The following is a 14063-nucleotide window of genomic DNA, read 5'->3' as shown; positions in this document are numbered from 1 at the left end:
CAACAATCAACCACAGTTGAGGCGCAGCGATGATCTACAAATCCGCAGATGACTGGCGCAAAGCCAAGCAAAAGAAAGTCTTGCTTTTTGGCATGTCAGGGCTTGGAAAAACGCATCTTTCCAACATCTTGCGCGGCACTGGGAATTGGTTTCACTATTCCGTCGATTATCGCATCGGCACGCGATACATGGGCGAGCATATTGCCGACAATGCCAAGACCGAAGCGATGAAAGTCCCCTTTCTGCGGGAACTCTTGCTGAGCGACAGCATCTACATCGGCTCCAATATCACCTTCAACAACCTCGCGCCGCTTTCGACTTACCTCGGCAAGCCCGGCAATCCCGACAAGGGCGGCGTTCCGTTCGAAGAATACATGCGCCGCCAATGCTTGCACCATGACGCCGAGGTGGCCGCCATGCTCGACACGGTGCATTTCATCAATCGCGCACAGTCGCTCTATGGCTATGACAATTTCATCTGTGACACGAGCGGGTCGATCTGCGAGGTTGTGGACCCGGAAAACCCCGATGATCTGGTCCTGAAAACGCTGTCAGAACACACGCTGATGGTCTGGATCAAAGGCACAGAGGCCCATACCGAAGAGCTGATCCGCCGCTTCGATCGTGCGCCGAAACCAATGTATTATCAGGCAGGTTTCCTGAATGACCGCTGGGCAGAGTATCTGGCCAAAGAAGGCTGTGGGCCGCTTGAGGTCGACCCTGATGCTTTTGTCCGATGGACCTATGCGCAGGCTCTGGCGCATCGCCAGCCACGCTACGAAGCCATGGCAAAATGGGGCCTCACCGTGGATGCCAAAGACGTGGGCAAGGTCACATCTGCGTCAGACTTTGAAGCACTGATCGCCGACGCCCTTGAGCACGCATAACAACTGCCCTACATAGTGCGTTCCAAGATATAGGAAATTTGTCCAATGCCCATCAAGCTGCCTTCTGACCTGCCTGCCTTCGACGTGCTTTCGCGCGAAGGTGTGATGGTCATGTCAGAAGATCAGGCCGCGCGGCAGGACATTCGCCCCCTGCGCATCGGGCTGTTGAACCTGATGCCCAAGAAGATCCAGACCGAAAACCAATTCGCACGTCTGATCGGGGCCACCGCCTTGCAGATCGAACTGACGCTTATCCGCATGAGCGAGCATCAGACCAAGAATACAGCTGCCGAACATATGGCAGAATTTTACCGCTCCTTTGCCGAAGTCAAAGCCAGCGGTGAAAAGTTTGACGGTCTGATCATCACCGGCGCGCCGATTGAACACCTGCCTTTTGAGAATGTCACCTATTGGGACGAACTTTGCGAGGTTTTTGACTGGACGCAGACCCATGTGCATTCCACCTTTGGCGTGTGCTGGGGTGGCATGGCGATGATCAACTATTTCCATGGTGTGAAAAAACACATCTTGGACGCAAAGGCCTTTGGCTGTTTTCGGCACAAGAACCTCGATCCGTCGAGCCATTATTTGCGTGGTTTCTCAGATGATTGCGTGATCCCTGTCAGCCGCTGGACAGAGATGAAACAGTCAGAGATTGACGCGACCCCTGCCCTGAAAACCTTACTTGGCAGCGACGACACTGGCCCCTGTCTGGTCGAAGACAGCAAGCACCGTGCGCTCTATATTTTCAATCATTTTGAGTATGACAGCGACACGCTAAAGCAGGAATATGATCGCGACGTGGCCGAAGGTACGCCAATCAACGTGCCGATCAACTACTACCCCGACGACGATCCCTCGCGTCCGCCGCAGAACCGTTGGCGCAGCCATGCGCATTTGCTTTATGGGAACTGGATCACCGAAGTTTACGAAACCACATTCTACGATATGAATGAAATTGGCAGCTAAACTGTTCATTTTGCTTCTGATTGTGGCCGTGGCCTTTGCTGTGCTCACCCTTTGGAAGGCGCGCAGCAATGAGGCGCGTGCCGAAGCGGCCTATCCGCCAGAAGGCCAGATGCTTACGGTCGACGGCATCGCGGTTCACGCGGTTGTGCGTGGCGCAGGGCCTGATCTGGTCCTGATCCACGGGGCCTCTGGCAGCACCCGAGATTTCACCTTCTCTCTGATGGACGGGCTGGCGCAAAGCTATCGTGTTATTGCCTTTGACCGTCCCGGATTGGGCTATACGGATGTGATCGACACCCCCACAATCGACCGTCAAGCCGCGCTGCTCCAGAATGCGGCAGCGCAGCTTGGCGCGGAGAAACCGATTGTGCTGGGCCAAAGCTATGGCGGCTCTGTCGCTCTGGCTTGGGCGGTCAACCACCCCGAAACGCTTTCTGCCTTAGTGGCGCTTTCGACACCGTCGATCCCTTGGACCTCTGACCTCTCGACTTTTTACAAGATCATGTCCCACCCTGTGCTCGGCCCCTTAGTTGCGCCGGTTCTGACCGCCTGGGTCAGTAACGAGCGTGTGACACATGAGGTTGAAAGCGTCTTTGCCCCCCAATCCGCACCCGAAGGCTACGCCGAACACTTTGGCCCCGGCCTGACCCTGCGCCGCCAAAGCCTGCTTGCCAATGCGCAGCAACGCGCGGACCTGCTGGGTGAGATCCAAGCGCTCTCAAAAAGCTATGATGCCATCACAGTGCCCACCGAACTGGTGCATGGTGATGCCGATACAACTGTTGGTTTGGAGATCCATTCGCGCCCTCTGAATGAACAGTTGGACATCGCCAATCTGACCGTGCTGCGCGGCATTGGCCACATGCCCCATCATGTTGCCGAGGATGACATCATTGCAGCGGTTGATCGCGCGGCGCGCCGCGCTGCATTGCACTGACGCCATCCCATTGCCATATTAAGAAAAAATGGAGAGGCCCGATGGAGCTACCCTTTGACGGCGCGATCAGCAGTTTTTACGAATCCGAAGCACCGGACCCCATTCGCAATGCCATCCAGCTTGCCGATAAGGGGGACATCATTGACGCCTCTTACCCCTATTCCGAACGTCTGAACCGCAAAGCCTATGAACGCGACATGGCGGCGCTGCAAATCGAAATGGTCAAACTGCAAGCCTGGGCCAAAGAAAGCGGCGCGCGTATTGCCATTTTATTTGAAGGTCGCGACGCAGCGGGCAAAGGCGGCACCATCAAACGCTTTCGGGAAAACCTGAACCCGCGCGGGGCCCGCGTTGTGGCGCTTTCCAAACCATCGGATACAGAACAAAGCCAATGGTATTTCCAACGCTATGTGCAGCACATGCCAGCAGCGGGCGAAATCGTGTTCTTTGACCGCAGTTGGTACAATCGCGGCGTGGTCGAGAAGGTTTTTGGTTTCTGCACTGATGCGCAGCGCGAACACTTCTTTGCGCAGGTCCCGGACTTTGAGCGTATGCTGGTCGAAGACGGCGTGATCCTCTTCAAGTTTTGGCTCAACGTTGGCCGCGCCGAACAGCTACGCCGCTTTTTAAAGCGCGAGCGTGACCCGCTGAAACAGTGGAAGCTCAGCTGGATTGATGTAGAGGGCCTTAAGAAATGGGACGCCTATAGCGCTGCCATCCGCGAAACGCTTGAACGCACCGATATTCCAGAAGCGCCTTGGGCGGTGGTACGCAGCGATGACAAGCGCCGCGCACGTCTAAGTGCGATCCGCCATGTGTTGACGCGCATCGACTACGCCCGCAAAGATGCGCGCGCGATTGGGGCATGTGATGAATTGATCTGCGGCGGCAAGGACATTTGGCATGCCTAAGCGCGGCTATCACCACGGCAACCTGCGCCAAGCCTTGGTCGAGGCCGCGTTGACCTTGATTGAGGCCAAAGGCCCGACCGGCTTCACCCTGTCTGAGGCCGCCAAACAAGCGGGTGTGACCCCGGCAGCAGTCTATCGCCACTTCGAAGGCCGCGAAGACCTGATCGCCGAGGCAGCGCTACAGGGCTATGAAATCTTCGCTGACCTGATGAAATTCGCCTATGACAAGGGGCAACCTTCTGCCTTGGCTAGTTTTGAGGCCACTGGCCGCGCTTACCTTGCTTTTGCCCGCAAATACCCGGGCCATTACATTGCGATGTTTGAAAGCGGCGTCTCCGTAAACCGCACGCCAGAACTCGCGGCCCAAGCCGCCCGCGCTCGAGAGGTCATGGAACGCGCCGCTGCGGACTTATCAGAACACATCCCCCCCGAAAAACGCCCCCCAGCCAGCATGTTTTCGGCACATATCTGGGCAATGAGTCACGGAGTCGTCGAACTTTTTGCAAGAAATTCCCCTGGTAGCCAAAGCCCGTTTCCGCCAGAAGATTTGCTGGAAACCGGGATTGGGGTATATTTGCGCGGTTTGGGATTGATTAAGCCGGATTCATGAAATTTATTCTCAGAAAAATTCTTTCAGAAAAACAATACATTAATCTAAAAATATACTTTATCGAACATCCGAAGGCACTCAACTCGGTATTTGGGCTCATTGCAGCTTGCTTGATTTTCTACTTTGCATTTCATCCACGGCCCTACGAAGTCTTGGGATATACTTATGCCGATGTACTTTCGATTCAGGATATGAGTGATGAAAGCGGGTTCTCGGTCACGGCCCGAATAGAACTGCCGGATGGAGAATTCGGCTTTGCATCCACGACGTCTCTAGTGATTGCGTCAGATGCAGTAAATAGTATCTGTGTTGAAGAACGCTTACTTCAGAACAATATAAAGCGATATCGCTGGGTTCATCGAAACAAGTGCACCTCGAACTAAAGCAACATTAATAATCTACCCTTTTTTCTAATAAGATCTGAGGTTTGTCCCTAAAAACATGTACCGCATCACATAAACGAAAAGGGCCACCCGAAGGCAGCCCTTTACGTAAACATATGCCAGCCAGCGATTAGCGCTTGGAGAACTGGAAGGAACGACGCGCTTTGCGCTTACCGAACTTCTTACGTTCAACAACACGGCTGTCGCGGGTCAGGAAGCCAGCGGCTTTCAACGCGCCACGCAGGGATGGTTCATAAAGCTGCAGCGCTTTAGAGATACCGTGCTTGACCGCGCCCGCTTGACCGGACAGACCGCCACCTTTCACGGTTGCGTAAACGTCGAATTCACCTTCAACGCCTGCAACAGAGAACGGCTGCGCCAGGATCATTTGCAGAACCGGACGTGCGAAATATTCGTTCATGGGCTTGCCGTTAACTTCGACTTTGCCGGACCCTGGTTTGATCCAAACGCGGGCAACAGCGTCTTTACGCTTGCCAGTTGCGTAGGAACGGCCCAGTTCGTCACGAACGGGTTCACGAGGTGCGGCAACGTCTGCAACAACAGCGGTTTCGCCTGCAACTGCGGACAGCTCTTCAAGGGAGTTGATTTGATCAGTCATGATTAGCTCCGCGTGTTCTTAGAGTTCTTGGACGCAACGTCCAGAACTTCTGGCGCTTGCGCTTCATGTGGGTGCTCTGCACCAGCGTAAACGCGCAGGTTGGTCATGATTTGGCGGGACAGGCGGTTGCCTGGCAGCATGCGCTTAACCGCTTGGGTTACCACACGCTCTGGAAACTGGCCTTCCAGGATCTGACCCACAGTGCGGGACTTGATGCCGCCTGGGTGGCCTGTGTGCCAGTATACGTTTTTATCAGTGCGTTTCTTGCCGGTCAGCTGAATTTTATCAGCGTTGATGACAATAACGTTGTCGCCGCAATCCATGTGTGGCGTGAAAGACGGCTTGTGCTTGCCGCGCAGGCGCATGGCAACGATCGAAGCAAGACGGCCCAGCACGACGCCCTCGGCGTCGATGATGATCCATTTCTTCTCGATGTCTGCCGGAGTAGCAGAGAAGGTTTTCATAATGGTCTACCTAAGTTTGGTTGACGGACAGGCCCCCTCACCAAAGTGAATCGACCTGCCTGAATGCGATGGGCGGGTTATAAAGGTGTGGATAACACAGTCAAGCGCGTCTAAGTCAAAATAACTGTTTGAAAACAACACGATAAAAAATAGGTATTATTTTACCCCAATAAAACTCACACCTCTGGCCGCCAAAAGACCCCATTTAGGAGGCCGCGCAACGTTTTCACACAAAGTGCTACGACTGCGACCGAAAGCACAGCAAGTACAAGAAAGCCAATACTGTTGTAGATCGGCTTGCCCGCCACCTCCGCCATCTTGAAGGATGCGGTCGCCAATGCTGCCAATGGGAAACTTAATGCCCACCAACTCAGCGCGAAGGGCAAATGCCGAAATCGCGGCAATTGGATCAGGACCAACAGCGCAAACACATAGGCTGCGCTGACAAGAATGCGCGCAAATGGGTCGAGCGTGCCGACCAGCGCGACATAGGCCTGAAACGCCAAGGCGGGCGGCGCAATCAAGATGACAAGCGTCGGAAGCAGCTTGCCAGGCATGGGGTTGTGAAACATCAGCCGGTTCATGACCAGCGTCAGCAGCACGATCCAAAAGATCAACCCGCCCGAAAGAAACAACCAAGACAGGTCAATATAGCCAAGCGGTGCCCCGGCAATTGGCACAATCACGTTCCCAACGGCCGGGATAAACCATGCTGGACTTAGTTGACCCGTTTCAAACGCTCGGTGGCTGATCCAGCTGGAGATCACGGCGAGCGTCAGCACCCCCTGCAATGCAGCGCCCACCGGCCAGAGAATGGCCGCGATATCAGGGTGGCTTGGCAGAAAGCCCATGGACACAAGCAGAACCGAAATAGAAATCGCTGGAAAAAAGGCGAGACGCGGCGGCACCGCCCATTCAGCTCGGCAGGCTGCGAAGTTACGGAGCGCCTTTAACCCATATGTGCCTAGGATTGCGATGAAAGCGATGGTGGCAATGGCCCGCAGACCAACCGCCACCGGCATCAAGGTTTCGATATGTGCTGCCCCCGCCCACATGGCAAGCGCCCATCCCCATAGGCCCATCGAAACGGCAAAGAACGCAACAGGAAAATGCTGCAGCCCGATCGACAGCTCTGTCGGAGCATCCGCTGTGTTGGCGTCGCGATTGTCGGTCGAGGCAGCTTTGGTCATTGCGTTCTCCGGGGCGGTTTTCTGTGAGCTGTCGGTTTCACATATTGATATTTGAATGTATTATCCATGCGACCGATGCGCACCTGTTTTGCAGCCAAGACCCTATGTCGTGAAACTGCGCGGCGGATTATCAAGCAGCATACGAATAATACGAATACCCTCTTCAAACCGCGCCTGCGCCATTTGCCCATTGAGCGCGATGCGCACCGCATGTACTGCGCGCCCTTCGCGCAGGGTGAATTCATCCGCCGATTTCATTTCAACCCCGCGCGCCTCTGCCGCTTGGGCAAAGGCGGGTGCGCGCCATCCCACCGGCAATTCGACCCAAACGAGCGGCACATTGCTGCGCCAGCGGATCGGATAGCCGCCCAACTGATTCACGACATAGCGCAAATCCGCGTTGATCTTGGCCTGCACCTTGTCGATGATTGCGGGCAGCTTCGGGCTGGTCATCAGATGGGCGAATGTTTCTGTCAGCACGCTTGAGACGCCGAAGTGGCTGAACTGCACGCTGCGCAACATTTCTCCGACCCAGCCACGTGGCGGTACTGTAAAGCCGATCCGAAGACTGGGCGAAACCAGCTTTGATGGCGAACTGATGTACCACCCCAGATCCGGCAACAGCGCACGATAGCTTTCGGCGCTATGGGAGCCAGTATGATAACAATCATCGTCCAGCACATGCAGCCCGTGTCGCAGCGCCACTGAGGCGATCTCGCGTCTGCGCCGGGCCGTTGTTGCGCGTGTGGTCGGATTATTCACTTCGGCAGAGGTACAATAGAGCGTTGCCCCCGTGGATTGTACCAATTCTTCCAGCGCGCGCGGGTCGGGTCCTTCGCCGTCCCAGGGCACGCCGACAACCTTGGCGCGGCAAAGTTCGGCGGCCTTACGAAAGCCTGAAAAAGTGACTTCGTCTACCAGAACCACCGGATCGTGCCCGCGCAGCACCGCTTGCATGACGTGCAAAATCGCGTTCTGCCCGCCATGGGTGATCACGATGTCATCCAACCCGTAGTGCCCTATCGGCGCGTCCTGCATCCAGGCCATAAACGCATTGCGAGCAGGCAGGTTCGTTTCCCTTTTTGGATATTGCATCAAGGCATTAGAGGATAATTCTGAACTTACTTTGCGCAGTGCATCGCGCAGCAAATCCTCTTGTCCAAGGTTGGGTATACGCGGGCTGAAAAAGTCGATCATCGCGCCGGCGTCTTCATCCTGCAGCTTTGGCTGGCTGTCTGCCACATAGGTGCCACGCCCGACTCCCGCGACCAGCGCGCCCTCCTCCACAAGGATCGAATAGGCCCGCGCAACGGTGCCCGGCGTGATGTCCAACCGATAGGCGAGTTCACGCACAGGTGGTAGCTTTTGGCCCGGGTCAAGCGTGCCCTCAGCGATGCCTTTGGTGATGCTGTCGGCCAAAGCGCGGTATTTCGCGCGTCCGGTTTCCGCTAACAACGGCTGCCAATTTGTACCCATTACAATGTTTTCCTAGACCGAACAATTTCCGCATTGTACCCAACATCCGTAATACACCTGAAGCTTTGTATCAATACAATTCAGAGGGTTTCCGCGGCAAACGTGCGTTTTGCGACCCACAGTTCCGCCCGCCAGCGATCCACCACCTCTTCCGGATCGCACAGGGCATTTTGAACTGCGCAGGCCATCAAACCGTGGATATGCGCCGGCGCATTTCCGTGCTTTGTCCTACGGATGCAATGGCGTTTGGCGATCTCGGTGTCACTCCCGATTTCGCGGTTGCACTGGGCAACCACACCCTTCTGGCGGACGCAAACCCCGTCGGACGCCAGATCTGACTTATGCCGGGGCTTGTCCCCGGCCTTTTTTTTCTGCTACCGCTTGGGCGGAATGGAATAGGTCAGACTTGCGGCGGCAACCACATCCGCCTGCCCTTCTGAACGCAGCTTCACATCGACAACCGCCAGACTGCGCCCCAGTTTTAGGATCGTGCCTTCTGCAATCAGATCCACGCCGGGCTGTGGCTTGCGCATAAAATCAATGGAGCAATGCGTCGTCACTGCCAGCGCGACACGCCCGATCTTGGCCAAGATCGCCACGTAGGCAGCAACATCTGCCAGCGCAAACATCGTTGGCCCCGAGATTGTCCCTCCGGGTCTGAGGTGCCGCTCTTCCGGTGTCAGGCGCATCAGTGTTTGCTCTTCATTCAAGGCATCAATCTGAAACTCCCCGCGCATCTGGGGAAACACCTCCGCCAGATAGGTTTCTACCTCGGATATCGTCAGTTCCATCAATCCTCCAATATGCCGCGACGTTCGTACCGCCACCACTTTGCAATCCTGCTCCTGGCCCCTAGGCTTGCCGCAAAGATGAGGGAGGACAAGATGGCAATTCTGGAACGTTGCGACACGGGCGCGATTGCACAGCTGACAATGAATGCGCCAGAGAGGCTAAACTGCCTGTCCGATGAGATGCTTGCGGCGCTGCAATCAGAACTCGACCAGATCGCAGCGGACCCAAAGATCCGCGTCGTCACTTTGGCCGGAGCAGGCAAAGCCTTTTGTGCGGGCCATGACCTGAAACAAATGACCGCAGGCCGCACGTCGGACGACAAAGGACGTAGCTATTTCGCCGATCTGTTTCAACGTTGCAGCAATTTGATGCTGACGATTCAGTCCCTGCCCCAACCCGTTATTGCGCAGGTCCACGGGATTGCCACCGCTGCGGGCTGTCAGCTTGTCGCGACCTGCGATATGGCGATTGCGGCCGAAGGCACCCGCTTTGGTGTCAACGGGATCAATATTGGACTGTTCTGCTCAACTCCGATGGTGGCCCTTTCGCGCAATATCCCTCGCAAGAAAGCGTTTGAAATGTTGACCACCGGTCAATTTCTGACCGCAACCGAAGCCGAAGCCGCCGGTTTGGTAAATCGGGTTGTCACGCCGGAGTTGCTGGATCAAGAAACGCTGAAGCTGGCCGAAACGGTCGCCGGCAAGCTCGGCAGTGTCGTGAAAATTGGCAAAGAAGCCTTCTACAAACAAGCCACGATGCCAACCGAACAAGCCTATGACTATGCGGCAGACGTCATGGTGCAAAACATGCTGTTTCAAGACACCGAGGAAGGTATTCAAGCCTTCTTGGACAAACGCGCGCCCAACTGGTCGCAGTAGCGACAACGGGTGATGTGGCACACGAGATTACATAACGGGGTAAATCAACCGCTTTTATTATGGTAAAACTGTGTCAAACCCCAGCAAACGCTCACGGCGACACACTTAGCAAGCCACTGAAAATAATAACTTAAATCAACATCAGTTTCGACCAAGGTGATTGTTTCCCAATTCGTGCCACATTTGTTCCCAATTGACGCTGGTCGCCGCGAAGCCCCCGTGCGATAACCATTTCAGGCAAGCCGTCTTTCCCAGATGGACTTTCCCAGATGTACCAAGAACCATTGGGTCGCTGAAAGGTGGTCGGTCCCTCCAGGGTCAACTCTCTCTCAGACCTCGACAGGACCGCCGCAGCGACCCAAATGTTTCGTCTCATCCCCTATCTCTGATCCCCTTTCCAAAACGCGCGATCTGCCTTATGTCGCGCACATGACACAGAACACATCAAACACATTACATATTGTCGGCGGCGGCATGGCAGGCTCCGAAGCCGCTTGGCAAGCTGCCAATATGGGCGTCCAAGTGGTGATCCACGAGATGCGCCCAAAGGTTGCAACCTTTGCCCACCAGACCGGCAATCTGGGGGAGATGGTGTGTTCAAACTCCTTCCGGTCTGATGATGACGAACAGAATGCCGTTGGCCTGCTGCATTGGGAAATGCGCGCGGCCAATGGTCTGATCATGCAGACCGCCGACAAACACCGCCTGCCCGCTGGCGGCGCTTTGGCGGTTGACCGTGATCCCTTTGCCGAAAGCGTGACCGCCGCCTTGAAGTCGCACCCAAATGTGACGGTGGACTACGGAGAAATCACCGAACTCCCCTCTGATGGCCACTGGATCATCGCCACAGGCCCCCTGACCTCGGCCGGATTGGGCGCGGCGATTCAGGCGGAAACGGGTGCCGATTCCCTCGCCTTCTTTGATGCCATCGCGCCGATTGTTTATACCGAGTCCGTCAATATGGACGTTGCTTGGTTTCAATCCCGTTATGACAAGGGCGAAACGGAGGCCGAACAAAAAGCCTACCTGAACTGCCCGATGACCGAAGCCCAATATGAGGCGTTCATCGTTGCGCTTCTTGCCGCGGACAAAACCGAATTCCACGAAGGCGAAACCGCCGGCTATTTCGACGGATGCCTACCCATCGAAGTGATGGCTGAACGCGGTCGCGAAACCCTGCGTTTTGGGCCGATGAAACCCGTCGGTCTGACCAACCCCCATGATCCCGACAACCGCCCCCATGCGGTGGTGCAGCTGCGCCACGACAATTCGTTGGGCACGTTAATGAATATCGTCGGCTTTCAAACCAAAATGAAATACGGCGCGCAGACCGAGGTCTTCAAAATGATCCCGGGCCTTGAAAACGCGTCTTTCGCGCGGCTTGGGGGCATTCACCGCAATACCTTTATCAATTCCCCGACACTGCTCGACAACCAAATGCGGATGAAAGCCAAACCACATATCCGCTTTGCCGGGCAAATCACCGGTGTCGAGGGCTATGTTGAAAGTGCCGCCATGGGTCTGTTGGCAGGGCGTCTTGCGGCGGCTGAAATCCTTGGCCAACCCATGGAAACGGCACCTTTGAACACGGCCATGGGCGCGCTTGTGCATCACATCACCGGAGGGGCAGAGGCAAAGACGTTTCAACCCATGAACGTGAACTTCGGCCTCTTTCAGCCGGTCGATGGTTTGAAAGGTGGTCGGCGCGGACGCAAGGACCGCTATAAGGCTTACACCGACCGTGCAAAGGCCGATTGGACGGCGTGGTTGGCCACAAATGAAAGTTCTATTAAGGTCTGAACTTCACCTGACAAGGGATTGAAAAAATTGGCCTTTCGTACTCGCTTTGCTCCATCACCAACCGGCCCTCTGCACTTGGGTCACGCCTATTCAGCGATTGTGGCGCATGACATGGCGCGTTCGCAGAACGGAGCGTTTTTGCTGCGGATGGAAGACACCGATCTGCAGCGCTGCAAACCCGAATGGGACGCGCAGATCATTGATGATCTGACTTGGCTCGGGCTGCGCTGGGACGAACCGGTCTTGCGCCAATCGGAACAACTCACCGCCTATGATCCAGCGCTTAAAAAGCTTGCTGCACGCGATCTGCTCTACCCCTGTTCCTGCAGCCGCGCCGACATTCGCGCCGCTCTTGCCGCCCCGCAAGAAGGCGTCGCCCATGAGGTCTATCCCGGCACCTGCAAACATCGCCCCATGTCAGATCGCAAACCGGGCGATGCCCTGCGCATCCATCTGGAGCGCGCGCTGGATCTCTTGTCTGATCGCGATGTTGTGTTCCGCGAAACAGGACCGCGCTATGAAGGCACGCACCACATTGATCCGAAACAAGCCCTAGACGAAATTGGCGACATCGTCCTCTCGCGCAAGGGCGAAGAAATTGTTGCCTATTTCCTTGCCTCAGCATTGGATGACGTCGCGCAGGGCATAACGCATGTGGTGCGCGGCGAGGATTTGTTTGAATTCACGCAGATTCAGGTGATCTTATTGGCGCTGCTCGACATGCCAATCCCGACCTATCACCACCACGGTCTGATCAGGGATGAAAACGGCAAACGTCTCGCCAAACGGGATGACGCGCGTGCCATTTCAAAGTTTCGCGCTGAAGGGGCCACGCCCGCAGACATTCGCGTCATGATCGGCCTCTAACGCCCATCCCTTTTCATCATTGCAAAAATACTCTGGGGTAAGGCCGCAGGCCGAGGGGCAACGCCCCTTACACCATTGGCTTCATCAGTTCGATGCTTTCGCCATCGCGCACAGCGCGATAAAAGCACGTTCTGCGCATTGTGTGGCACGCAGCGCCGGTTTGCCGCACCAAAACCAAGATACAATCCTGATCACAGTCGTAGCGCAAATCGACCAATTCCTGCGTGTGCCCGCTGGTTTCGCCCTTGATCCAGAACGCTTGCCGTGAGCGCGACCAATAGGTCACCTTTCCACTTTCCAGCGTCTTTTCAATAGCTTCCGCATTCATCCATGCCATCATCAAGACCTCAAGCGACTCTGCGTCTTGCGCGATCACCGGAATAAGGCCCGCATCGTTGAAGGTCAGCGCCTTTGGATCAAATGTCATGTCGAAACCCTTTGCATCTCTGGTCTGGCCCTCTATCTAGGAAACGCAGACAAAAGGAAATAACCATGTCCGGTGAAACCGACCTGATCAAACTCTATTCGGGGCAGATTCTGGCCCTGGCATCGGACATGCCGCATACGGATCGGTTGCCTGACCCGGATGCCACCGTGAAAAAGCGCGCACCGCTTTGCGGATCGACCATCACCGTGGATGTAGAGATCAAGGACGGCAAAATCACCGCCTATGGCCAAGACGTGAAAGCCTGCGCCTTGGGGCAAGCAGCGGCGTCGGTTGTCGGCAAGAACATCATTGGCTGCACAAAAGCGCAGGTTGAAGCCGGGCGCGACGCCCTAAAGGCCATGCTAAAAGACGGCGGCCCAACACCACCCGCCCCGTTTGACGGGCTTGAGGTTTTGCGCCCCGCGCAGGACTATCGCAATCGCCACGCCTCCATCCTACTGGCGCTTGAAGCCACACTCGAAGCCTTCGATCAAGCCGAGCAATCTGCATGCGCCTGACAATCCCTTTCGCCCAATAAAAAAATCGCCGCACTTCCCGGGGAGGAAGGCGGCGAAGGTTGCGTTCTCTTTGCAAGGGATGGTCCAAATGGGATGTTGTGAGGCAGACCCATAAAGAGACATTACTGAGGACTAAGGGACAGGCAGTATCAGTAAACACGCACAAATTGGGGACAGGTGCGTCGGGATCAGCCCTTGCCGGAACGCCAGGCAGTCAGAGGTTCATCAAATTCCTTTAGGCAAGTCCGGGGATATGCAGGGCAACAATCATCATCACCACCAAAGCAGCTGCGCCAATGGCATCCTGCACAAGGGTAGATTGCGAATTGCGGATC

At 55.7% G+C, this 14063-nt stretch carries 16 protein-coding genes; 10 read left to right on the top strand and 6 right to left on the bottom strand.

Translation table 11 applies throughout. From position 1 onward, the window contains the following. Positions 1 to 29 precede the first annotated feature (29 nt). The 6 genes from BUA39_RS00300 to BUA39_RS00275 are packed head-to-tail and all read left to right on the top strand — an operon-like array spanning position 30 to position 4697. Positions 30 to 887 (top strand): ATPase, encoded by an 858-nt coding sequence (locus tag BUA39_RS00300; RefSeq protein ID WP_072789276.1) that lies wholly within the window; start codon positions 30 to 32, stop codon positions 885 to 887. Positions 888 to 932: 45 nt separating this feature from the next. Next, positions 933 to 1856 (top strand): homoserine O-acetyltransferase MetA, encoded by a 924-nt coding sequence (metA, locus tag BUA39_RS00295; protein WP_072789273.1) that lies wholly within the window; start codon positions 933 to 935, stop codon positions 1854 to 1856. Then, on the top strand, positions 1840 to 2793 hold the full coding sequence (locus tag BUA39_RS00290; RefSeq protein ID WP_072789270.1) for an alpha/beta fold hydrolase: 954 nt from the start codon (positions 1840 to 1842) through the stop codon (positions 2791 to 2793). The genes metA and BUA39_RS00290 overlap by 17 nt, the downstream gene beginning before the upstream one ends. A 41-nt stretch (positions 2794 to 2834) precedes the next feature. Further along, positions 2835 to 3704, top strand: a complete 870-nt coding sequence (ppk2, locus tag BUA39_RS00285; protein ID WP_072789267.1) for a polyphosphate kinase 2 — start codon at positions 2835 to 2837, stop codon at positions 3702 to 3704. Then, positions 3697 to 4314: a TetR/AcrR family transcriptional regulator gene (locus BUA39_RS00280; protein ID WP_072789265.1), complete on the top strand. Its 618-nt coding sequence runs from the start codon at positions 3697 to 3699 to the stop codon at positions 4312 to 4314. Before ppk2 ends, BUA39_RS00280 begins: the two co-directional genes overlap by 8 nt. Further along, the gene (locus BUA39_RS00275) at positions 4311 to 4697 is read left to right on the top strand and encodes a hypothetical protein (protein ID WP_072789262.1); all 387 of its coding nucleotides are present in this window, start codon (positions 4311 to 4313) and stop codon (positions 4695 to 4697) included. The genes BUA39_RS00280 and BUA39_RS00275 overlap by 4 nt, the downstream gene beginning before the upstream one ends. Positions 4698 to 4827: 130 nt before the next feature. Here the strand turns inward: BUA39_RS00275 and rpsI are convergent, their stop codons facing one another. From rpsI to BUA39_RS00245, 5 genes are all read right to left on the bottom strand, one after another. Next, positions 4828 to 5316, bottom strand: coding sequence for a 30S ribosomal protein S9 (rpsI, locus tag BUA39_RS00270; protein WP_072789259.1), 489 nt, complete (start codon positions 5314 to 5316; stop codon positions 4828 to 4830). Between the two features lie 2 nt (positions 5317 to 5318). Further along, on the bottom strand, positions 5319 to 5780 hold the full coding sequence (gene rplM / locus BUA39_RS00265) for a 50S ribosomal protein L13 (RefSeq protein WP_072789255.1): 462 nt from the start codon (positions 5778 to 5780) through the stop codon (positions 5319 to 5321). A 176-nt stretch (positions 5781 to 5956) separates the two neighbouring features. Next, positions 5957 to 6970, bottom strand: a complete 1014-nt coding sequence (locus BUA39_RS00260) for an SLAC1 anion channel family protein (RefSeq protein WP_084604623.1) — start codon at positions 6968 to 6970, stop codon at positions 5957 to 5959. A gap of 102 nt (positions 6971 to 7072) precedes the next feature. After that, the gene (locus BUA39_RS00255; protein ID WP_072789252.1) at positions 7073 to 8446 is read right to left on the bottom strand and encodes an aminotransferase-like domain-containing protein; all 1374 of its coding nucleotides are present in this window, start codon (positions 8444 to 8446) and stop codon (positions 7073 to 7075) included. A gap of 374 nt (positions 8447 to 8820) precedes the next feature. Then, complete coding sequence (locus tag BUA39_RS00245; protein ID WP_072789246.1) at positions 8821 to 9237, bottom strand: PaaI family thioesterase; 417 nt, start codon at positions 9235 to 9237, stop codon at positions 8821 to 8823. A 78-nt stretch (positions 9238 to 9315) separates the two neighbouring features. On the opposite strand from BUA39_RS00245, the gene BUA39_RS00240 reads away from it, so the two are divergent. From BUA39_RS00240 to gluQRS, 3 genes are all read left to right on the top strand, one after another. After that, positions 9316 to 10116: an enoyl-CoA hydratase gene (locus tag BUA39_RS00240; RefSeq protein WP_072789243.1), complete on the top strand. Its 801-nt coding sequence runs from the start codon at positions 9316 to 9318 to the stop codon at positions 10114 to 10116. Positions 10117 to 10545: 429 nt separating this feature from the next. Next, positions 10546 to 11916 (top strand): methylenetetrahydrofolate--tRNA-(uracil(54)-C(5))-methyltransferase (FADH(2)-oxidizing) TrmFO, encoded by a 1371-nt coding sequence (gene trmFO, locus BUA39_RS00230; RefSeq protein WP_072789237.1) that lies wholly within the window; start codon positions 10546 to 10548, stop codon positions 11914 to 11916. 27 nt (positions 11917 to 11943) lie between these two features. Then, complete coding sequence (gene gluQRS, locus BUA39_RS00225; protein WP_072791607.1) at positions 11944 to 12783, top strand: tRNA glutamyl-Q(34) synthetase GluQRS; 840 nt, start codon at positions 11944 to 11946, stop codon at positions 12781 to 12783. Positions 12784 to 12850: 67 nt separating this feature from the next. Here gluQRS and hisI read toward each other — a convergent pair whose 3' ends face one another. Further along, positions 12851 to 13210 (bottom strand): phosphoribosyl-AMP cyclohydrolase, encoded by a 360-nt coding sequence (hisI, locus tag BUA39_RS00220; protein ID WP_072789235.1) that lies wholly within the window; start codon positions 13208 to 13210, stop codon positions 12851 to 12853. Positions 13211 to 13275: 65 nt separating this feature from the next. On the opposite strand from hisI, the gene BUA39_RS00215 reads away from it, so the two are divergent. After that, the gene (locus tag BUA39_RS00215) at positions 13276 to 13728 is read left to right on the top strand and encodes an iron-sulfur cluster assembly scaffold protein (protein WP_072789232.1); all 453 of its coding nucleotides are present in this window, start codon (positions 13276 to 13278) and stop codon (positions 13726 to 13728) included. Positions 13729 to 14063 lie beyond the last annotated feature (335 nt).

The organism is Cognatishimia maritima (assembly GCF_900129685.1).
Lineage (GTDB): Bacteria > Pseudomonadota > Alphaproteobacteria > Rhodobacterales > Rhodobacteraceae > Cognatishimia > Cognatishimia maritima.
This window is presented reverse-complemented; position numbering and strand designations above follow the sequence as displayed.